General features: G+C 70.2%; 16 protein-coding genes and 2 pseudogenes. 14 read left to right on the forward strand and 4 right to left on the reverse strand.

The annotated features are described in order from the left end of the window. The first annotated feature begins 109 nt into the window (after positions 1 to 109). From ACP4E5_RS11030 to ACP4E5_RS11045, 4 genes are all read left to right on the forward strand, one after another. Positions 110 to 973, forward strand: coding sequence for a carbohydrate ABC transporter permease (locus ACP4E5_RS11030; protein ID WP_425841204.1), 864 nt, complete (start codon positions 110 to 112; stop codon positions 971 to 973). Continuing rightward, a complete protein-coding gene (locus ACP4E5_RS11035) occupies positions 970 to 1,872 on the forward strand; it encodes a carbohydrate ABC transporter permease (protein WP_425827458.1) in 903 nt (300 codons plus the stop codon). The genes ACP4E5_RS11030 and ACP4E5_RS11035 overlap by 4 nt, the downstream gene beginning before the upstream one ends. A 58-nt stretch (positions 1,873 to 1,930) precedes the next feature. Then, on the forward strand, positions 1,931 to 3,079 hold the full coding sequence (dgoD, locus tag ACP4E5_RS11040) for a galactonate dehydratase (RefSeq protein WP_425827460.1): 1,149 nt from the start codon (positions 1,931 to 1,933) through the stop codon (positions 3,077 to 3,079). A gap of 156 nt (positions 3,080 to 3,235) precedes the next feature. Further along, positions 3,236 to 4,711: an MFS transporter gene (locus ACP4E5_RS11045; protein WP_425827462.1), complete on the forward strand. Its 1,476-nt coding sequence runs from the start codon at positions 3,236 to 3,238 to the stop codon at positions 4,709 to 4,711. Here ACP4E5_RS11045 and ACP4E5_RS11050 read toward each other — a convergent pair. Together ACP4E5_RS11050 and ACP4E5_RS11055 are read right to left on the reverse strand one after the other, a co-directional pair. Next, the gene (locus ACP4E5_RS11050; RefSeq protein WP_425827464.1) at positions 4,692 to 5,147 is read right to left on the reverse strand and encodes a hypothetical protein; all 456 of its coding nucleotides are present in this window, start codon (positions 5,145 to 5,147) and stop codon (positions 4,692 to 4,694) included. The two genes, ACP4E5_RS11045 and ACP4E5_RS11050, sit on opposite strands and share 20 nt — an antisense overlap. Positions 5,148 to 5,421: 274 nt before the next feature. Beyond that, on the reverse strand, positions 5,422 to 5,739 hold the full coding sequence (locus tag ACP4E5_RS11055) for an AsnC family protein (protein WP_425827466.1): 318 nt from the start codon (positions 5,737 to 5,739) through the stop codon (positions 5,422 to 5,424). A 183-nt stretch (positions 5,740 to 5,922) separates the two neighbouring features. Here ACP4E5_RS11055 and ACP4E5_RS11060 point away from each other — a divergent pair, with 183 nt between their 5' ends. After that, positions 5,923 to 7,962 carry a zinc ribbon domain-containing protein gene (locus ACP4E5_RS11060; protein ID WP_425827468.1) on the forward strand — a complete coding sequence of 680 codons (2,040 nt, stop codon included), beginning with the start codon at positions 5,923 to 5,925 and terminating at the stop codon, positions 7,960 to 7,962. Between the two features lie 106 nt (positions 7,963 to 8,068). On the opposite strand, the pseudogene ACP4E5_RS11065 reads toward ACP4E5_RS11060, so the two are convergent. After that, positions 8,069 to 8,470, reverse strand: a pseudogene (locus tag ACP4E5_RS11065) (Lrp/AsnC family transcriptional regulator); the annotation flags it as partial. Positions 8,471 to 8,560: 90 nt separating this feature from the next. On the opposite strand from ACP4E5_RS11065, the gene ACP4E5_RS11070 reads away from it, so the two are divergent. From ACP4E5_RS11070 to ACP4E5_RS11080, 3 genes and pseudogenes are all read left to right on the forward strand, one after another. After that, positions 8,561 to 9,802: a metal-dependent hydrolase family protein gene (locus ACP4E5_RS11070; RefSeq protein WP_425827470.1), complete on the forward strand. Its 1,242-nt coding sequence runs from the start codon at positions 8,561 to 8,563 to the stop codon at positions 9,800 to 9,802. A 59-nt stretch (positions 9,803 to 9,861) separates the two neighbouring features. Then, positions 9,862 to 11,399, forward strand: a pseudogene (locus ACP4E5_RS11075) (AbgT family transporter). Positions 11,400 to 11,504: 105 nt separating this feature from the next. After that, positions 11,505 to 11,996 (forward strand): lamin tail domain-containing protein, encoded by a 492-nt coding sequence (locus tag ACP4E5_RS11080; protein ID WP_425827472.1) that lies wholly within the window; start codon positions 11,505 to 11,507, stop codon positions 11,994 to 11,996. 79 nt (positions 11,997 to 12,075) lie between these two features. On the opposite strand, the gene ACP4E5_RS11085 is transcribed toward ACP4E5_RS11080, so the two are convergent. Then, positions 12,076 to 13,623, reverse strand: a complete 1,548-nt coding sequence (locus ACP4E5_RS11085) for a pectate lyase family protein (RefSeq protein ID WP_425827474.1) — start codon at positions 13,621 to 13,623, stop codon at positions 12,076 to 12,078. A gap of 356 nt (positions 13,624 to 13,979) precedes the next feature. On the opposite strand from ACP4E5_RS11085, the gene ltnD reads away from it, so the two are divergent. From ltnD to denD, 6 genes are read left to right on the forward strand one after another with little or no spacing between them, the layout of a single operon-like run. Continuing rightward, positions 13,980 to 14,951: an L-threonate dehydrogenase gene (ltnD, locus tag ACP4E5_RS11090; protein WP_425827476.1), complete on the forward strand. Its 972-nt coding sequence runs from the start codon at positions 13,980 to 13,982 to the stop codon at positions 14,949 to 14,951. Between the two features lies 1 nt (position 14,952). Next, the gene (otnK, locus tag ACP4E5_RS11095) at positions 14,953 to 16,248 is read left to right on the forward strand and encodes a 3-oxo-tetronate kinase (RefSeq protein WP_425827478.1); all 1,296 of its coding nucleotides are present in this window, start codon (positions 14,953 to 14,955) and stop codon (positions 16,246 to 16,248) included. Then, positions 16,245 to 16,925, forward strand: coding sequence for a class II aldolase/adducin family protein (locus tag ACP4E5_RS11100; RefSeq protein ID WP_425827480.1), 681 nt, complete (start codon positions 16,245 to 16,247; stop codon positions 16,923 to 16,925). The genes otnK and ACP4E5_RS11100 overlap by 4 nt, the downstream gene beginning before the upstream one ends. 59 nt (positions 16,926 to 16,984) lie before the next feature. Continuing rightward, positions 16,985 to 18,292 (forward strand): MFS transporter, encoded by a 1,308-nt coding sequence (locus tag ACP4E5_RS11105; protein ID WP_425827482.1) that lies wholly within the window; start codon positions 16,985 to 16,987, stop codon positions 18,290 to 18,292. A 39-nt stretch (positions 18,293 to 18,331) separates the two neighbouring features. Continuing rightward, positions 18,332 to 19,162, forward strand: coding sequence for a 2-oxo-tetronate isomerase (gene otnI, locus ACP4E5_RS11110; protein ID WP_425827484.1), 831 nt, complete (start codon positions 18,332 to 18,334; stop codon positions 19,160 to 19,162). Next, positions 19,159 to 20,193, forward strand: coding sequence for a D-erythronate dehydrogenase (gene denD / locus ACP4E5_RS11115; RefSeq protein WP_425827486.1), 1,035 nt, complete (start codon positions 19,159 to 19,161; stop codon positions 20,191 to 20,193). The genes otnI and denD overlap by 4 nt, the downstream gene beginning before the upstream one ends. The last annotated feature ends 4 nt before the right edge of the window (positions 20,194 to 20,197 follow it).

A 20,197-nucleotide genomic window follows, 5' to 3' on the forward strand; every position in this document is an offset into this window, starting at 1 on the left:
ATCCGTGAAGTCCCCGCGGTCCGACGGAGACGGCTCCGCGCACCCGGCCGCGCCCCAGAAGGCCACCGGCCGCCGCACGCGCCGCGCCCGTCCGGACCGCAAGGCGTGGATGTTCCTCGCCCCGTTCCTCGCGGTCTACCTGTTCGCGATGATCATCCCGGTGTTCTACGCGATCTACCAGAGCCTGCTGAAGGTCGAGCGTTCGGGACCGCTCGGGCTCGGCGCCCCGAAGGTCGTCTTCGGCGGCCTCGACAACTACGCCCTCGCACTCCAACAGGACGCCTTCCTGGAGGGCTTCGGCCGGGTGCTGCTCTTCGGCATCGTGCAGGTCCCGGTGATGCTGCTGCTCTCGCTCGTCCTCGCGCTGCTGCTCGACCAGATCTCCGACCGCTGGGCCGGCCTGATGCGGGCCACGTACTTCCTCCCGTACGGCATCCCCGGCGTCATCGCGACGATCCTGTGGGGATTCCTCTACGTCCCCGGCATCAGCCCCATCACCGAGTTGCTCGGCGACCTGGGCTTCCAGCCGGACTTCCTCGGCCCCGACAACGTGCTGTGGTCGATCGCGAACATCGTCATCTGGGAGTTCGCCGGCTACAACATGCTGATCATCGTCGCCCAACTCAGGTCCATCCCGCAGGAGTTGTACGAGGCGGCGAAGATCGACGGGGCGGGTCCCTGGCAGACCGCGCTCCGTATCAAGATCCCGCTCGTCCGCCCGGCACTCGTCCTCACCTGCGTGTTCTCCATCATCGGCACGATGCAGCTGTTCGCCGAGCCGCTGGTCCTGAAGAAGATCGCCCCGGCCGTGACGCCCGACTACACGCCGAACCTCAGCGCGTACTTCGACGCCTTCTCCAACTCCAACATCTATGTGGCCGCCGCGAAGTCGGTGATCCTCGCGGTGGTCGCGATGGTCCTGTCCTTCGGCTTCCTGAGCCTCGTCACGCGCAAGCAGAGGAGCGAGCGATGAGCGCCGTCGACGTCAAGAACCCACCGGTGGCGCCCGCGCCCGTGCGAGCGAGCAGGCCGCGCCGGATCACGCCGGGCCGGATCGTGCTGGTCGCGGTCCTCACGATCGCCGCGATCTACTTCCTCGTCCCCGTGTACTGGCTGATCGTCGCCGCGACGAAGAACAACGACAGCCTCTACGGCTCGTTCGGCTTCTGGTTCGACAACCCGCAGCTGCTGCACAACCTGGGCAACGTCTTCTCCTACGACCACCACGTCTACATCCAGTGGGCGCTGAACTCACTGCTCTACGCGGGAGTGGGCGCGGTCCTCGCGACCCTGTTCTCGGCAGCGGCCGGCTTCGCCCTCGCGAAGTACCAATTCCGGGGCCGCGAGGCGGTCTTCAAATTCGTCCTGGCAGGCGTACTCCTCCCGTCGACGGCCCTCGCACTCCCCCTCTATCTCCTCTTCAGCAAACTGCACCTCACGGACACGTACTGGGCGGTCCTGATCCCCAGCATCGTCTCCCCCTTCGGCGTGTATCTGTGCCGGATCTACGCCGAGGCGTCCATCCCCGACTCCCTCCTGGAGGCCGCGCGGGTGGACGGCGCGGGCGAGGAACGGATCTTCGCGACGCTGGTGCTCCGCATCATGACACCGGCCCTGGTCACGGTCTTCCTCTTCCAGTTCGTGCACATCTGGAACAACTACTTCCTGCCGCTGGTGATGCTCTCCGACGACCGGAAGTACCCGATCACCCTCGGCCTGGTCACGTGGCAGCAGGCCGCCGACCGGGTCCCGGAGCTGACGCAGTACACCATCGGCGGAGCCTTCGTCTCCGTCATCCCGCTCGCCGTCGCGATGCTCGTCCTCCAGCGCTTCTGGCGGACGGGTCTGACCGAGGGCAGCGTCAAGGAGTAGAGCCACGGAGTAATGGCGGCCCAGGAGTAAGCGTCAACAGGCAAGAGGAGCAACTGGCTTGAAGATCACCCGAGTCGAGACCTTCGCCGTCCCGCCGCGCTGGCTGCTCTGCCGGATCGAGACGGACGACGGTCTCGTCGGCTGGGGCGAGCCCGTGGTGGAGGGCCGTGCCGGCACCGTCCGCACGGCCGTCCACGAACTCGCCGACCAGTTCCTCGTCGGCGCGGACCCGTTCCGGATCGAGGACCACTGGCAGCTGATGACCAAGGGCTCCTTCTACCGGGGCGGCCCGGTCCTCTCCAGCGCCGTCGCGGGCCTCGACCAGGCGCTGTGGGACATCGCGGGCCAGGCGTACGACGCTCCCGTGCACCAGCTCCTGGGCGGTCCCGTGCGCGAGCGGGTGCGCGCCTACTGCTGGGTGGGCGGCGACGAGCCGACCGAGCTGCGCGACCAGATCGCCGAGCAGGTGGCGGCGGGTTTCACGGCGGTCAAGATGAACGGCGCGGGCCGCGCCGACCGCCTGCCGACCGTCGCCTCACTGGACGCGATGGCGGCGCGCGCCGCGACGGCCCGCGAGGTCCTGGGCCCGGCCGGCGACTTCGCGGTCGACTTCCACGGCCGGTTCACGGTGGCGGGCGCGGTCCGCGCGGCGGAGGCCATCGCACCGTACGGCCCGATGTTCGTCGAGGAACCGGTCCTCCCCGAGTACACACACCGCATCGGCCGGGTGGTGGAGTCGACGACGACACCCGTCGCGACGGGCGAACGCCTCTACTCCCGCACGGAGGTCCTCCCGGCCCTGCAATCCGGTGTGGCAGTCGTCCAGCCCGACCTCTCCCACGCGGGCGGCATCTCGGAGTCCCGCCGCATCGCCTCCCTCGCCGAGACCTTCGACGCACTGGTCGCCCCACACTGCCCACTCGGCCCCGTCGCCCTGGCCGCGAGCCTCCAACTGGCCTTCTGCACCCCGAACTTCCTCATCCAGGAACAGTCCATCGGCATCCACTACAACAACGACTCCGAACTCCTCGATTACGTGTCCGACCCCGAGGTCTTCCGCTTCCACGAGGGCCACTTCTCCCGCCCCACCCTGCCGGGCCTCGGCGTCCGCATCGACGAGAAGGCGGTCCGCACGGCGAACGACTCGGCGTCGAGCTGGCACAACCCGGTGTGGCGACACGGGGACGGGTCGTTCGCGGAATGGTGACACCGGTCGACGGCCGGGCCCCGCTCGTACCGTGACCACCGCCGTGACCAGCATGCGGACAAGCGGACGGTGACCTTCCGGCGGCTGCATACGATTCCGTGGGACACCTCTCCCCCTCTGCAGCACACCAGCACACCAGCACCCCGGAAGGCCCCCGTGAGCACCACTTCCTCCCTGCCCTCACCCACGCCGGCGGAGGCGGCGTCCGGACCCGTGCCGATCCGGTCCGCGGCCGATGTCTCCGACCTGGTCAACTCCGGCACGGCGCGCGGCAAGCACGCCCGGATGATCGTGATCATCGCGCTCGGCGGCATCTTCCTCGACGCGTACGACCTCAGCTCGCTCGCGTACGGGCTGCCGGACATCACGAAGCAGTTCGGCCTCAGCTCCACGATGGCCGGTGTCGTCACCGCCTCGATCAGTGTCGGCTCGCTGCTCGGCGCGCTCGTCGGCGGCTGGCTCGTCGACCGAATAGGGCGATACCGGGTCTTCATGGCCAACATGCTGTTCTTCGTCGTCACAGCCTTGGTGTGTTCCGTGGCACAGGACGCGTGGACGCTGATCGGCGCCCGCTTCGTCATGGGCATCGGTGTCGGCATGGACATCCCGGTCGCCATCGCGTTCCTCGCCGAGTTCTCCCGGCTGCGCGGCAAGGGCAGCAAGGGCTCGCGCACGGCCGCCTGGTCGCCCGCCTGGTACGCGGCGACCAGCGGCTGCTACCTCGTGATCATGGCGCTGTACTTCCTGCTGCCCGACGCCCACCTGGGCTGGCTGTGGCGCTTCACCGTCGGCTTCGGCGCGGTCCCCGCGCTCGTGGTCCTGCTGCTGCGCCGCCGCTACATGAACGAGTCGCCGACCTGGGCCGCCGACCAGGGCGACCTGGAGGGCGCGGCGGGCATCCTGCGGGACTCGTACGGTGTGGGGGCCTACGTCCCCGATGACGTGCAGGGGAAGACGGAGCGCCCGCAACGGCCCGGGCTCGCCTCCTACGCGCGCCTGTTCAAGGGCCCGTACCGCACCCGCACCATCCAGTCGGTGGCGGTCGGCCTCGCGGAGACCTTCGGCTACAACGCGGTCGCGTTCGGCCTGCCGATCATCATCGCCACGCTCATGACGCAGGGCCCGCTGACGACGATCGCGTCGTCCTTCACCCTGAACCTCGTCTTCGCCCTGACCGGCGGGCTGCTCGGCATCCGCTGGGCGTCGACGAAGGGCGCCTGGCCCATGATGACGCTGGGCTTCGCGATCCAGCTCGTCGCGATCACCGTGCTCGCGCTCGTCGGGCAGCCTTCGGGAACGGCCGTCGTCACGGCGGGCATCCTGATGCTGGGAGCCTTCATGTTCGCCCAGGGCTTCGGCCCCGGCGCACACATCATGAGCTACGCCTCGCTGGGCTTCCCGACGTCGATGCGCGGTGTCAGCATCGGCTTCAACCAGGCGGTGCTGCGCCTCGGTTCGACGCTGACCCTGTTCTTCTTCCCGATCCTCAGCACCGGCCTCGGCACGGGGGTGTACTGGGTGATTCTCGGCGCGCCCGTCCTCGGCCTGATCGCACTGCTCGTGAAGCGGTGGGAGCCGGTCGGGTTCGACGCGGACGCGGAGGAGCGGGAGCTCAGCCTCCGGTCGATCTGAGGGGAACCGCGCCCACGCTGTGGCCGCGCCGGTCGAGCAGTCGGCCGGCGTGCTTCAGTGTGCGCAGCACCACCGCGCGCTCCGTGATGCGCAGGCCGAGGTCGGCGAGGCGCCGGTTGAGGAGGGCCTCGGTGGTGTGCACCTCGGCGAGCGTGCGCAGCCAGATGTCCAGGATGAGGTTGTGGGTGCCCGCGGTGATGCTGCACATCCGCAGACCGGGAAGTGTGCGCAGGGCCTGCACGGCGGGGTCCAGGTTCTCGGCGGGCACGGACCCGAAGTAGACGGCCGAGACGGGGAACTCCGTGAGCGGCCGGGCGAGTGTGCACCGCAGGGAGAGACGTCCGCCCGCGGTCAGCGCACGCAGCGTCTCTGATCGGCTGGGGTTTCCTGGGTCGTCCTGGGTGATCCTGGGCGACGTCGGATGGATGGCTCGCAAGTGTGCTGGCGGGGGTTGGAATCCCGCCGGGGTGCGAGCCGTTGGCCGACCGCGGGGTGCGATCGGTGCCGATCGTGTTCGGCTCCTGCTGCTGGCTGCGGCGGGTCTGGCGCGGTGGTAGCCGCCCTGCCGGACGCTTTCCGTGTCGGTGTGGACCCGGACGGGGCAGGGATCCCGCGCCGCTTCCCGGGCACGGGGCGTTGTGTCACAGGAGCGGTGTTTCCGGTCCCTGAAAGCGCCGCCGACATGGAGACTCGGCGACCTGCGGACCAAGTTAGCTCCGTCCGCCCCGCCTGCAACCCTCGACCCCGGACGTGCCACTCGCACAGGTCACACACCGGACCTCCGTACGATTTTCGGAGTGGCTGACGAACCCAGGAACACCCAGGATCCCCAGCCGAACCCGCCAACTGTTAAACACCCTGCGCCGCACCGTGGCGGTACTCGCCCCGGTGGCCTGGGCCAGGCCGGACAACGGCATCCGCCCGTCCGTGCCGAGCGCGTGCGCGATGCGCCGGTCGATGGGACGTATCGGTTCATCGGGGACGGGGCTCTCGGCGGCTGTGCTCTTGGGGTACTCGGGCCGCAGCACCGCGCGCTGGCTCGGCGTGAGGGTTTAACAGTTGGCGGGTTCGGCTGGGGATCCAGAGATTTCCTGGGCTACGCATTGGTAGCAGTGGATCCGTACGGGGGTGCGTAACCCGTACAGGGATGCGGTCGTTGATGTGATCGTCGGCGTGGTCGTGCGGTACGTGGTCGGGAGGGGGTGGGTCGCGTGCGGCGGAAGGTCGTGGTGGGTGCGGGTGAGGTGCAGCAGGTCGCGGCGGCCTGTGCCCGGGTGCTGCGGGGCGTGGATGTGACGACCGGCGAAGCCCTGGGTGAGGCGCAGGTGGTGGAGCGGGCCGGCTGGCTGACCACGCTGGTCGGCGATCTGGCCGACGCTCTGATGCGCGAGCACTGGAACGAGGCCGATCTGGCCCAACTCGCCTCTGGTGTCGATCGGTTGGGGGTGGCGTTGCCGTCGCAGGCGTGGATGGCGCTGCGCCGTCTGCGCTGGGCTCCAGTGGTGCCGGAGGGCATGTATGTGTCCGACCGGGTGGTGCGGATGGTGCAGGAGCAGGCCGGGCGGGTGCTGCGCTCGGCCTGGTGGCGCGCCCGGATCACTGCCGCGGTGCTGGCGACCTGGCCGGCCGATCCCGAGCGCCGCACCGACGGGGAGTGGGAGGCGCTGCGCGCCGTGCTGCCCGACGACGGCGGGATGGTGGCCTCCGGTGTGTTGAAGGCCCGTACCCGGCAGATCGTCGCTTATCGGGCCCGGCACGGCTCGCTTCCGACGGGGCTGACCGAGTGCGAGCAGGCGCCACGGGTGGGTGGGCAGGCGCTGCTGGCCGCCGTCGACAAACAGCTCGCCACCCTGGAGCGCTGCGATCAGGACCCGGCCCGCTACGCGGTGTTGACCGTGCGCCTGCCGGTGCGGCCCGACCCGGTGTCCCGGGCGGACTGGCATCCGGTGCGGCTGCGCTTCCGCCTGCCGCCGCATGTCCCGGCGGGCGCGGTGCTGTGCCCGCCCACCCTGCGCATCCGCCAGGGCCGCCTCCTGCTCGATCTTCCCTACGCCCACGCCGTGCCCAAGACCGAGCGGACCGGGCATCGGGTGGCGGTCGCCTTCGACTGGGGCCTGAACACCCTGCTCACCGGCGGCACCCTCCACCTCACCGACGAGACCCAGCCCCGCGTGGTCACCGACGGACGGCCGCTGTTCTTCCGCGCCGACGGCGTGCTGGCCAGATCCGACCGGCTGCGCCTCCAGGGCGAGCACCTGCACACCCGCATCACCGCCCTCGACATTCTGACCACCTCCCGCACCGAGCGTGGCCTGCCCCCGGATCCGTGGGTGCGCGGCAAGCTCGCCGTCCTGGAGACGGAGCGGGAGCGGGTCGCCCGCAAACGCACCCGGTTGAACGCGCATCTGGCGCGGGCGGCGGCCCGGTTCATGGTCGACCATGCCCTGGCCGCAGGGGCGAGCGTGATCTATCTGGAGGATCTGCGGGACATGGAGGCGCGCGGCAAGGGCCGCACGCTGAACACCCGGCTGTCGCAGACGGTGCGCGGCGCGATCGTCACCCACACCCGCCACCAAGCCGCCGTCCACGGCATCGCCGTCGTCATCGTGCCCCCGCGCGGGACGTCGAAGTACTGCCCGCGCTGCCTGACCGGCTTCCGCCACCACCGCGCCCCCAACGACCTCCGCTCCGGGTGGGCGTGGGCGAGCTGCCCGAACCCGGCCTGCGGGTACAGCACCGGCCGCGACATCGCGGCGTGGCAGCGGATCGGCGCCCGCGGGCTGACCCACCAGCACACCACCCGCCTCGACCGCACCAGCGGCACCTACGTGATCCGCACCGTCGTCGAGGCACTGGACCGCGCCAGTGCGGTCCACCCCCAGACCCCGGACCGCACCAAGAGCGGCCCGACGAGCAGACACCCCGTGCCCGGGAAGCGGCGCAGGGTCCCCGCCCCACCCGACACCCGAGCCCCTGCCCCGGCGGGGACGACAGGTCCGGGTGGCAAGCGTCCGGCGGGGCGGCACCCCACGCACCCGACACACCGCAACCAGCGGCGCCGAAGGCAGCAGGCACCGACCACAATTGGCACCCCCACCCGGCCACACCGGCCGGGCGGGGCACGACTCGGGGCAGGCTTCCACCGCCACGCCCACACCACACCCACCCGAACACCGAGGTGGCCATGGCCGAGTCCCCCTCCCGGACCATCCCGAACACCCGGGACAACCCAGGAAACCCAAGCCAATTAGAGACGCTCCGCAGCCGCCACTGCGCGCCCTCGAAGGGCACCGCCGTGATGACATGGATCCGGGTGCCGCGCACGCCGGGCAGCCGGGAGATCCGCTCGCCGGTGTAGCGGGCGAGGTCGTCGAACGACGAGGCGCCCACGATGGCCAGCAGGTCACGCCCGCCCGACGTCTGCTTGAGGCTGAGCATCCGGGAGTCCGCGGCGAGCGAGGTCAGCACGTCCTCCGGCAGATGCCCGCCCGTGTCGATCTCGACCTGCGCGTACACCGACCCCTCGTCGCGGTCGAGCGCGAGGTACCCGTCGACCCAGGCGGCCCCGCTGCGCGCGAGCCGCTCCCAGCGCCGGGCGGCGGTGACCGGGTCGATGTCGAGGGCCTCGCCGATGAGCGTCCACGGGGCGCGGGTGTTGACCTGAAGGGCGTGCACGAGCGCGAGGTCGAGCTCGTCGATCCGGGCGCGGTCCGCCGCGGCGGGTTCCGCCGCTGTCGGTTCCGAATGCTGCGTTCTCACAGTGGCCGAAATCCTGCACAGGGAGGGGTTCAAGGTCAGGTTCCTGCGATTTTACGTGTTCGTCATCGCCGAATCCGACAGTGTTCGCTCATGAGTTCCCAACACCCTTCCTCGCTCCGCATCACCAACGCCCGCCTGATCGACGGCACCGGCGCCGCGCCTGTCGAGGGCGCCACGCTCGTCGTCGACGCCGAGGGCCTCGTCGCCTACGCGGGCCCGACGGCGACAGCGCCGGACGCCCTGCCCGGCGTACGCACCATCGATGCCGGAGGCCGCGCCCTCCTCCCCGGCTTCATCGACACCCACGTCCACCTCGGTGTCGAGTCCGCGCGCCAGATGGTGCGCCGCTACGAGCAGGACACCACGGTCGAGGTGTTCCGCACCGCCGACCGGCTGCGCGCCACCCTCGACGCGGGTGTCACCACCGTGCGCGACCTCGGCGGGCTGCCGGCGGGCTACCGCACGGCCGTCGCGCAGGGCCTGACCAGCGGCCCGCGCATCCACACGGCGGTCCGCATCCTCAGCCACACCGGCGGCCACGCCGACTTCGCCACCGAGTGCGGCTTCGACCCGAGCTCCGGGATGGGCGAGATCGCCGACACCCCGGACGAGGTGCGGCTCGCGGTGCGCAAGCTGCTGCGCGCGGGCGCCGATGTCATCAAGGTGTGTGCCACGGGCGGCATGTCGAGCCCCTACGACCACCCGGACGACGAGGGCCTGACCGAGGACGAGATCCGTACGGTCGTCGAGGAGCTGGCCCGGCACGGTGGCCGTCCCGTCGCCGCGCACGCGCAGGGCACGGCGGGCATCCTCAACGCCATCCGCGGCGGTGTCACCAGCGTCGAGCACGGCTACGGCATGTCGGCGCAGGCCCGTGAACTCGCGGGCGAGCGGGGCACGTTCGTCGTCCCGACGCTCTCCACGGTCTTCGACGGCATCGACAAGGCCACGATGGAGCCGTACCACTACGAGAAGAAGGTCCGCTGGTCCGGGATCACCAAGGAGAACATCTCCGCGGCGATCGCCGAGGGCGTGAAGATCGCCATGGGTACGGACGCGGCGATGGTCCCGCACGGCCGCAACCTGCGCGAGCTCACCCACCTCGTGGCCCTCGGCATGACACCACTGCAAGCGATCACGACGGGTACCCGCTCCGCCGCCGAACTCCTCGGCCTGGACGCCGAGATCGGCACGCTGGAGCCGGGCAAGCGGGCCGACCTGGTGCTGTGCGAGGGCGACCCGCTCGCCGACATCGCGCTGCTCGCCGACCCGGCGAACGTCGTCCTCGTCGCACAGGGCGGCACACTCCGCAAGAACGGACTCGGGACGTGACGACACAGGCCCCGGCCCCCGAGACGGCCCCCACCGAACGGGGGTTCATCGACAAGGCCATGTCCGGCATCGAGCGGGTGGGCAACAAGCTGCCCCACCCGGTCCTCCTCTTCCTCGGCCTGTTCGTCCTCGTCGGCGCCGCGTCCACCGTGCTCGCGGCGGCGGACGCGACGGTCCGAATTCCCGGCGAGGACAAGACAGTTGCCGTGCGGGGGGTGTTCACCGGGGACGGCGTGGTCTGGCTCCTGGAGAACTTCATCCCCAACTTCACGGGCTTCCCGTCGCTCGGCACGGTCCTGCTGATGATGGCGGCGGTGGGTGTCGCCGAGCGCACCGGCCTCCTGGAGACGGTGGTCCGGGCGTCGATCTCCCGCGCCCCTCGGTGGCTCCTGCCCTACCTGGTCGCGTTCGTGGCGGCGCAGGCACACCTGATGAGCGACGTGGCGATCCTGGTGATCCCGCCGCTGGCCGCGCTGGTGTTCAAGAACGCGGGCCGCAACCCGGTCGCGGGCCTGATCGGCGGCTTCGCCTGCGTGTGCGCGGGATACGCGGCGGGCTTCTCGATCGGCGCCCTCGACGCCCTCTACACGGGCATCACCCATCAGGCCGCGCAGGTCCTCCCGCAGGGCGCGGACGCCCCGACACACATCCTCATCAACTACTTCTACACGGCGTCGGCCAGCATCGTCCTCGCCCTCATCGGCGGCTTCCTCATCGCCCGCGTCCTGGAGCCGCGACTGCCGTGGCCGACCGCGGACGGCGCCCAGGCCGCCGGCGAAGACACCACGGCCCGGGCCGCCGACGAAGCCACCACGGGAGACGTCACCACGGAGGTCACCGACCTCCAGCGCCGGGGCATGCTCCGCGCCGGACTCGCGGTCCTCGCCTACGCGGCCGTGGTCATCACCTGCTGGCTGCTGCCCGGCTCCCCGCTGCGCGGCGAGGGCGGGGCGCTGGTCCCCTCCCCGTACTGGACGGCATCGTCCCGCTCCTCTTCGTGGCGTTCCTGCTGGCCGGCGCGGTCTACGGCCGCACGGTCAAGGCGGTCACCCGCTTCGAGGACGTGCCGCGCATGATGGCCGACGCGATCACGGGCATGTCCGCGTACATCGTGCTCATCCTGGTCATCGCCCAGGTCATCGGCGTCTTCGACTGGACGAACCTGGGCACGCTGCTCGCGGTGAAGGGCGCGGCGCTGCTCGAATCGGTGGGCCTGACGGGCTACTTGGGCCTGGTGGCGTTCGTCCTGCTGGTGTGCGTACTGAACCTGTTCATCACATCGGGCTCCGCGCTGTGGTCGCTGGTGGCCCCGGTGTTCGTACCCGCCTTCATGCTGCTCCACATGGAACCGGCGGTCACCCAGGCGGCGTTCCGCATCGGCGACTCGGCCACCCAGATGATCACTCCCCTCAACCCCTACGTCTTCCTGCTCCTCACCGTCCTCAAACGCTACGAACCGGAGGCCCAACTCGGCTCACTGCTCTCGCGGTTGTCGGTGTTCGTGGTGCCGTTCCTCGTGGCGTGGCTGGCGGTGCTCGGCATCTTCTACGGCTTCGACATACCGCTCGGGCCCGGGGCGTCGATCAGCGCACCCTGACCCACAGATCTCAACCTGCGCACAATTCCTGCACGTCGACGCCACTACGTATTCACATGCCATATGCTCGCGGGGCTCCACTGGAACCACTGAGGGGGGAACCTCATGCGCTACCGCTACGCCCTGCCCGCCGTCTTCGCCGCCGCCGCGCTCGCCGCGGCGGTGACACCCGCGCAGGCCACCGAGTACTCCTCGGCGCTGAAGATCCGGGGCGTGCAGTACAACGCCCCGGGTCCGGACTCCAACCGCTGCTCGGGTGGCAACACCAAGGACGAGTACGTGACCATCAAGAACTACTCACGTACCGCGACGGTCAACCTCAAGGGGTACGTCGTGAAGGACGCCACGGGGAACCGCTTCACGTTCACCGCGAGCCACTCCCTCCAGCCCGGTGACTACGTCAAGCTGCGCGGCGGCAACGGCACGGACTCCGACGCGAAGAACGTCGTCTACCGCGACAACTGCAACTTCATATGGAACAACGACAAGGACACCATCTACCTGTACAAGCCCTCCGGCCCCCGCTCCGACGTCCACTCCTACAAGGCGTCGACGAACGACCGGGACGGCAACGGCTACATCACGTTCCACGGCTGAGCGGCTGGTAGCCCACCCCCTCCCGCCGGTGAGGAAACCGGCGGGAGGGGGTGTCATGGTGTGTCGTCGGCGCCGACGCCTACTGCGCGTAGGTCTCGAACTCCGCCACCTGGGGCGCCGCGCTCGCGCTGGTGATCTCCAGTGTGAGCTTCTTCAGTGAGGTCCTGGGGAAGGACGTGACACCCGCTCCCGTGCCGGAGGCCAGCACCGCGCCGGTGTCACCGTTGACGACCCGCCATGCCTTGATGCGGCCGGTGGCGCCCGCCGTCTCCCGGATGTCGGCCTTGGAGACCGCGGTGGCCGTACCCCACTTGACCGAGACCGAGCCGGTCGTGCCGCTCGGCGACCAGTAGGTGCTCATGCTGCCGTCTCGTACGTTGCCGTAGCTGGTGCCGTCCGCCTTGCTGGAGCCGTCGGAGCCCGCACCGATGCTCAGGTTGCTCCCGGAGGGCGGCGTGGGCGTCGGCGTGGGGTCCGTGGGTGTCGGCGTCGGGGTCGGCGTGGGTGTCTGCGTCGAGCAGCTGCCGTCCGACACCTTCATGCCCTTGCCCGCGCCCGCCGTCTGACCCACGATGCCCGGCACGCACGACGCGTCGTCGAGCTTGTAGGAGTACGGGATCGAGACCGTGGTGTTCGACACCGGGTTCGGTCCGGCCGGCTTGTAGTCGCTCGCGGCGGCCGACCAGGTCACGTTGTCGAAGGTGTTGCCGCTGACCTGCCAGTATCCGGCGGCGGTGGTGTAGAAGGTGCCGAGGACGTCCTTCGAGTTCTTGAAGTAGTTGTTGTCGACCTTGGCCTTCGCCCCGGCGCGGGAGTTGATGCCCGACTCGTTGAGGCTCACGTAGTAGTTGTTGTACATGTGCGCCGTGCCGCCGCGGAGCAGGGGCGTACGGGAGTCGAGGTTCTCGTACAGGTTGTGGTGGAACGTGATGTAGCCGTTGGAGAGTTCGGTCTCGCTGGAGCCGATGAGGCCACCACGGCCGGAGTTGCGCAGCGTGCTGTACGAGAGGGTGACGTACTGGGTGTTGTCCTTCATGTCGAAGAGGCCGTCGTAGCCCTCCGACTCGCCGCCCGAGGCGAGCAGGTTCACGTGGTCCACCCAGACGTTGCGGACGTCGCTCTCCATGCCGATGGCGTCGCCGCCGTTGGAGGTGGGCGAGCCGGACTTCTTGACGTTCTGGACCGTCACGTTCTGGATGATGATGTTGCTGGACTCGCGTATGTGGATGCCGAGTTGGTCGAAGACCGCGCCGTTGCCGACGCCCACGAGCGTGACGTTGCTGATCTGCTTGAGCTCGATGACACCGTCGGCGGTGTTGCAGCTGTCGCCCGACACCTTGCTGGTGTTGCCGTGGTTGATCGTGCCCTCGACCTCGATGGTGATCGGGGTGCTGTCGCTCGCGCGGTTGCACAGGGCCGCGTGGATCTGCGTCCCGGTGGTGGCCCGCACGGTGGCCCCGCCGGCGCCTCCGGTGGTCCCGCCGTTCTGCGTGGCGTAGCCGGTGGCGCTGCCGGTCACGGCGGCCGACGCCTCGGACGTCGACAACGTCATCGCGGCGGCTCCCGCGAGGGCGAGCGCGCCGACGGCGGCGGTGAGGCGGAGCGCGACGGGTCTGGGTAACTTCATCGTCGTGGTTCCCTTCCGGTGCAGTGCAGCGCACTGACTGGCGCGCTGACTCAGGTGCTCTGGGCATGCCGGTGCCACGGGTGCGGTGCCCGGCGAAAAGAGAGAGAAAGCGCTTTCTGCGCGGGACAATAGAGCGCCGCTGGATCGGGTGACAAGGTCCCGCGCACCGCTTGTGACTCAACTTTCCGGCGAACCCGCGCCCCCCTGCCCCCCGACGTGGACGCCGTCACTCACCTGTGACCGGCATCACCCTGTACTCACCAGCGACGTCAGGTCATCATATGACCTGCGCTCGACGGCCCCAGGGGCCTCGACCCACGGCCCCGGCCCACGGCGAGAGACAGGGACAGACACACATGCACGACCAGGATCGCCAGGACCACCCACGCGTAGGCGTCGTCGGCCTCGGGGCCATGGGGCTCGGTATGGCGCGCAGTCTGCGCGCCGCCGGGTTCCATGTCGCGGTCCACGACCTGCGCGCCGACGTCGCCGCCGACTTCGCCCGTGAGGGCGGCGCCGCGTACGACACGGCCGGTGACCTGGCGGCCGACGTCGACGTCCTCGTCGGTGTCGTGGTCAACTCGGCGCAGGTCGAATCGGTGCTGTTCGGCGACGGTGACGGCGACAGCAACGACGGCGGCCGCGGCGCGGCCCACCGGCTGCGGCCCGGCGCCGTCTACGTCATGTGCTCCACCGTCGACCCCGCCTTCTCCGTCCAACTCGAGGGAAGGCTCGGCGAGTTGGGCGTGCGGTTCCTCGACGCCCCCATCTCCGGCGGCGCCGCCCGCGCCGCCACCGGCGAGCTGACGATGATGACCTCCGGCTCCCCGGAGGCGTACGCGCTCGCCGATCCCGTGCTCGACGCGATGAGCGCCGCGGTCTACCGGCTCGGTGACACGGCCGGGCTCGGCTCCAAGGTCAAGATCGTGAACCAGTTGCTCGCGGGCGTGCACATCGCCGCCGCCGCGGAGGCCATGGCCCTCGGCATCAAGGCAGGTGTGCCGGCCGAGTCGCTGTACGAGGTGATCACGCACAGCGCGGGCAACTCGTGGATGTTCGAGAACCGCATGGCCCATGTGCTGGACGGGGACTACACACCGCTCTCCGCCGTCGACATCTTCGTCAAGGACCTCGGTCTCGTGCTGGACTCGGCACGACCCGAGAAGTTCCCGCTGCCGCTCTCCGCGACCGCCCACCAGATGTTCCTCCAGGCCTCCGCGTCCGGCCTCGGCGGCGAGGACGACAGCGCGGTCATCAAGATCTTCCCGGGCATCGAGCTGCCCGAGCACCGGCCGAACACCCACGACAACGACGAGAAGGAGGCCTGACGTGCCCATCCGCCTCGGATGCATCGCCGACGACTTCACCGGCGCCACCGACCTCGCCAACAATCTGGTGCGCGCGGGCATGCGCGTGGTCCAGCTGATCGACGTACCGGCGACGGACGCGGCGGCGCCGCAGGACGCCGACGCGGTCGTCATCGCGCTCAAGTCGCGGACCGTCCCGGCGGCCGAGGCCGTCGACTCCTCGCTGCGCGCCCTGGACTGGCTGCGCTCCGCGGGCGCCGAGCAGATCTACTTCAAGTACTGCTCGACGTTCGACTCGACGCCGGCCGGCAACATCGGCCCGGTCACCGAGGCGCTGATGGACGCGCTCGGCACGGACTTCACCGTCGCGACGCCCGCGTTCCCCGACAACGGGCGCACCGTCTTCAAGGGACACCTCTTCGTCGGTGATGTGCTGCTCGGCGAGAGCGGCATGCGACACCATCCGCTCACCCCGATGACCGACTCCAATCTTGTGTCCGTGCTCGGCGCGCAGACCGGGCGGCCCGTCGGACTCATCGACCACAAGGCCGTCGCGGCGGGCCCCGAGGCCATCGCGGCGCGCATCGAGGAGCTGCGGGCGGAGGGGGTCGGCGCCGCGATCGTCGACGCCGTGTCCAACGACGACCTGGTGCGGCTCGGTGCCGCGGTCGCCAAGTTGCCGCTGGTCACCGCCGGTTCGGGCCTCGCCATCGGGCTGCCCGCGAACTGGGGCATCGAGCCGTCCCCCGAGGCCGCCCAACTCACCGCCGCCTCCGGCCATTCGGCGGTCGTCGCCGGATCGGTGTCCGCCGCGACGAACGGTCAGGTGCGGGACTTCCTCGCCACCGGCCGCCCCGGCTTCAGCGTGGACCCGATGCGGATCGCGGCGGGCGAGGACGTGGCCGCCGAGGCGCTCGCCTTCGCCGACGCCCACCTGTCGTCCGAAGGACCGGTTCTCATCTACTCGACCGAGTCCCCCGACGCCGTACGTGATGTGCAGGGTCGGCTCGGGGCCGCCGAGGCCGGGGAGTTGGTGGAGCGGACGCTGGCGCGTGTCGCCCAGGGGCTCGTCGAGCGCGGGGTGCGGCGGCTCGTCGTCGCCGGTGGCGAGACCTCCGGCGCCGTCGTGCAGGCACTCGGTCTGACAGGGCTGCGGATCGGCCCGCAGATCGACCCCGGTGTGCCGTGGTGTGCGGCGCCGCTCGCCGACGGTGACACTCTCCACATCACGCTCAAGTCGGGGAACTTCGGCGGCCCGGACTTCTTCACCGCGTCCTTCGACAAGCTCGCCGAGCTCGGCCAGGGGGCGCACCAATGACACCCGACACCAACTCCCCCGTCGACACGGCGCGTTCGGAGATCGTCCGCGTCGGCACCAGCCTCTTCGCCCGCGGCTACGTCCACGCCAGCGCCGGCAACATCAGCGCCAAGCTCGACGACGGCCTCGGCCACCTCATCACCCCGACCGACGCGGCCCTCGGCTTCCTCACACCCGAGCGGCTCTCGCTCGTCGACGCGGAGGGTGTGGAGGTGGCGGGCGACCGCGCCAGCAAGACACTCACCCTGCACCGCCGGATCTACGAGGCCGACCCCACGGCCCGCTTCGTCATCCACACCCACTCGACACACCTGGTCGCGCTCACCCTCGCCGGTGTGTGGCACCAGGACGACGTACTGCCACCCATCACCCCGTACTACGTGATGAAGGTGGGTCACGTCCCGCACATCCCGTACCACCGGCCCGGGGACCCGCGCGTCGCCGACCTGGTGACCGAGCGGATCAACTCCCGTACCGTTCAAGGGACTCCGATCAGGGCGGTCCTGCTCGACCGCCTCGGCCCCGTCGTCTGGGGCCCGGACGCCGCCTCCGCGCTCGCCGTCCTCGAAGAGCTCGAGGAGACGGCCCGCCTCTGGCTGGCGACCGACCGCAAGCCCGCTCCCCTCCCCGAAGACGCCATCGCCGAGCTGAGAGCCACGTTCGGCGCGGCCTGGTAGTCGGCAGTCCCCCCGCCCCGCTCATTCCCCCACCTGAGCCGCACAAGGAAGTGCCCCTCATGTCCACGACCGTCCCCACGGCCGAAACCCCCGAACTCGCGCGTGAGAACGCGGTGTTCCGCAAGGTGATCCGCCGCATCGTCCCCTTCCTGATCCTCTGCTACGTGGTCTCGTACCTGGACCGCGTGAACGTGGGCTTCGCCAAGCTGCAGATGTCCTCGGACCTCGGCTTCAGCGAGGCGGCCTACGGGCTCGGCGCAGGCCTCTTCTTCATCGGCTACTTCTTCTTCGAGGTCCCCTCGAACCTGCTGATGCAGAAGGTGGGCGCCCGCACCTGGATCGCCCGCATCATGATCAGCTGGGGCGTGGTGTCCGCGGCGTTCGCCTTCGTCAACAGCGAGACGACGTTCTACGTGCTCCGCTTCCTGCTCGGCGCCGCGGAGGCCGGGTTCTACCCCGGTGTCATCCTCTACTGCACGTACTGGTTCCCGTCCCAGCGCCGGGCGCGCGTCATCGCGATGTTCATGTCGGCGATCCCTGTCGCGGGCATCTTCGGCAACCCGCTCTCCGGCTGGATCATGGACGTCTTCGACGACGCGGCCGGCTGGAGCGGCTGGCAGTGGCTGTTCGTCGTGGAGGCGATCCCGGCCCTCGTCATCGGTGTGGTCTGCCTGTTCTGGCTCGACAACAGCGTGCGCGGCGCCAAGTGGCTGACCGACGACGAGAAGTCGGTCATCGAGAACGCCCTCGCCGCCGACGCCACACACCAGACCGTCCACGGCCGTGCCCTCGACGCCTTTCGCAACGGCAAGGTGTGGCTGATGTGCCTCATCTACTTCTGTTTCGTGATGGGCCAGTACGCGCTGACGTTCTGGATGCCGACGTTCGTCGAGTCCACCGGCGTCGAGGGCGGCCTCGCGATCGGCGCCCTGAGCGCCGTCCCGTACCTGGCCGCGCTGATCGCCATGAACCTGTTCGGCTTCTCCGCCGACAAACGCCGTGAGCGCCGCTGGCACCTCGTGATCCCGTCCCTGATGGGCGCCGTCGGCTTCTCGATGGCGGCGAGCTTCACCGGTTCGACCCCGCTGGCCCTCGTCGCCCTGTCGATCGCGGCGGCCGGCGTCCTGACCTGCGCCCCGCTGTTCTGGTCGCTGCCGACCGCGTTCCTCGGCGGCACGGCGGCCGCGGCGGGCCTCGCGGCGATCAACTCGGTCGGCAACCTCGCCGGCTTCGTCAGCCCGTACATGATCGGCGCGCTGAAGGACGCGACCGGTTCGACGGCGATCCCGATGTACGTTCTGGCACTGTCGCTGGTCATCGGGGCGGCGGCCGTCCTGACGACGAAGAAGAGCGTCGTCAACCGCTGACGCACCTCCGCTGACACACCACTTCCGATTGGAGCCACCATGCCGAGGTTCGCGGCGAACCTTTCCACGCTGTACCCCGAGCACGACTTCCTGGACCGCTTCGCCGCGGCCTCGGCGGACGGCTTCGATGCCGTCGAGTACCTCTTCCCGTACGCGTACGGGACCGGAGAACTCCGCGCCCGCCTCGACGAACACGGCCTGCGCCAGGTCCTGTTCAACGCCCCGCCCGGCGACTGGGACGGCGGCGAGCGCGGCATCACGGCGCTGCCGGGCCGCGAGTCGGAGGTCCGCGAGAGTGTCGACCGGGCCCTGGAGTACGCGGCCGCGCTCGGCAGCCCGCGCGTACACATCATGGCGGGCCTCGTGCCCGAGGGTGTGTCGCGCGCCGAGTGCCGGGACACGTACCTGGCCAACCTGGCGTACGCGACCGAACAGGCGGCGCCCACGGGTGTCGACATCCTCATCGAGCCGATCAACACCCGCGACATGCCGGGCTACTTCCTGAACCACCAGGCCGCGGCGCACGCCGTGGTCCAGGAGGTGGGCGCGGCCAACCTGAAAGTCCAACTCGACCTGTACCACTGCCAGATCGTCGAGGGCGACCTCACCACCACCCTCCGCCGCGACCTGCCAACGGGCCGCGTGGGCCACCTTCAGATCGCGGGTGTACCCGACCGCCACGAACCGGACGCGGGCGAGCTGAACCTCCGTCATTTGATGGGAGTCGTCGATGAGTTGGGCTTCGACGGCTGGATCGGCTGCGAGTACTTCCCGAAGGCCGGCACGAGCGAGGGCCTCGGCTGGCTGAACAACTTCCGTACCGGCAACTTCCGTACCACGCACGACAATTCTGGAGAGCACGCATCATGAGGATCGTCATCACGGGCGGCTTCGGCTTCCTGGGCCGCCAGGTCGCCGAAGCCCTGTTGGAGCGGCGCACGTTCGACGGCGCGCCCATCGACCGCCTGACGCTGGCGGACAAGTTCGTGCCCGACGAGTCGCCACTCATGGCGGACGCGCTGGTCGACGTGGTGCGGGGCGACCTCACGGAGCACCTCGCGGAACTGTTCGCCGAGCCGGTCGACGTGGTCATCCACCTCGCGGCGGCGGTGTCGGCGGAGTGCGAGGCGGACTTCGACCTCGGCATGACGGCGAACCTGGACACGACCCGCACCCTCCTCCAGGCGGCCCGTGCCCAGTCGGAGGCGGGTGGCCCCTCCGTACGTCTCGTGCTCGCCAGCAGCGTCGCGGTCTACGGCTCCGACGCCGCGCTCCCGCTGCCGCCGGTGGTCACCGAGTCGACGCTGCCGACACCGCAGTCCAGCTACGGCGTGCAGAAGCGGATCTGCGAGCAGCTCGTCGCCGAGTACACCCGCCGCGGGTACGTGGACGGCCGCGTGACCCGCCTGATGACGGTGTCGGTGCGCCCCGGCAAGCCGAACGCCGCCGCCTCCGGCTTTCTGTCCGGCGTGGTCCGCGAGCCCCTCGCCGGCCTCCCGGCGGCCTGCCCGGTGAGCCCGGAGACGCGGGTGGCGCTGGCCTCGCCGCGCCGCACGGTGGAGGGCATCCTGCGGGTCGCCGAGGCCGAACGCGGCACGGAGGAGGGCCAGTTGACCGGCAACATCCCGGTGAACCTCCCGGCCCTGACGGTGACGGTCGCCGAGATGCTGGACACGCTCCGTGAGGTGGCGGGCGACGCGGTGGCCGACTTGGTGACGGTGGCACCGGACCCGGCGGTCGAGGCGCTCGTCGGCTCGTGGCCGGCGTCGTTCGACAACGCCCGCGCGGCGGCGCTCGGTCTCACCCCCGACCCGGACTTCGCGTCGGTGATCCTCCAGTACGTGGCCGACCACCCGGCCGCGGTGAGCGCCGAGGTGTCCGCGGCCACGTCGATAGACTGACGCC

This window comes from Streptomyces fractus, from assembly GCF_049844455.1.
Classification (GTDB): Bacteria; Actinomycetota; Actinomycetes; order Streptomycetales; family Streptomycetaceae; genus Streptomyces; species Streptomyces fractus.

Bases quoted from the DNA above. Each gene is read 5' to 3' on its own strand.
- ACP4E5_RS11105 (WP_425827482.1), top strand. From the start codon at position 16,985: ATGTCCACGACCGTCCCCACGGCCGAAACCCCCGAACTCGCGCGTGAG.
- ACP4E5_RS11100 (WP_425827480.1), top strand. From the start codon at position 16,245: ATGACACCCGACACCAACTCCCCCGTCGACACGGCGCGTTCGGAGATC.
- ltnD (WP_425827476.1), top strand. From the start codon at position 13,980: ATGCACGACCAGGATCGCCAGGACCACCCACGCGTAGGCGTCGTCGGC.
- ACP4E5_RS11030 (WP_425841204.1), top strand. From the start codon at position 110: ATGTTCCTCGCCCCGTTCCTCGCGGTCTACCTGTTCGCGATGATCATC.
- ACP4E5_RS11070 (WP_425827470.1), top strand. From the start codon at position 8,561: ATGAGTTCCCAACACCCTTCCTCGCTCCGCATCACCAACGCCCGCCTG.
- otnI (WP_425827484.1), top strand. From the start codon at position 18,332: ATGCCGAGGTTCGCGGCGAACCTTTCCACGCTGTACCCCGAGCACGAC.
- denD (WP_425827486.1), top strand. From the start codon at position 19,159: ATGAGGATCGTCATCACGGGCGGCTTCGGCTTCCTGGGCCGCCAGGTC.
- ACP4E5_RS11080 (WP_425827472.1), top strand. From the start codon at position 11,505: ATGCGCTACCGCTACGCCCTGCCCGCCGTCTTCGCCGCCGCCGCGCTC.
- ACP4E5_RS11035 (WP_425827458.1), top strand. From the start codon at position 970: ATGAGCGCCGTCGACGTCAAGAACCCACCGGTGGCGCCCGCGCCCGTG.
- ACP4E5_RS11085 (WP_425827474.1), bottom strand. From the start codon at position 13,623: ATGAAGTTACCCAGACCCGTCGCGCTCCGCCTCACCGCCGCCGTCGGC.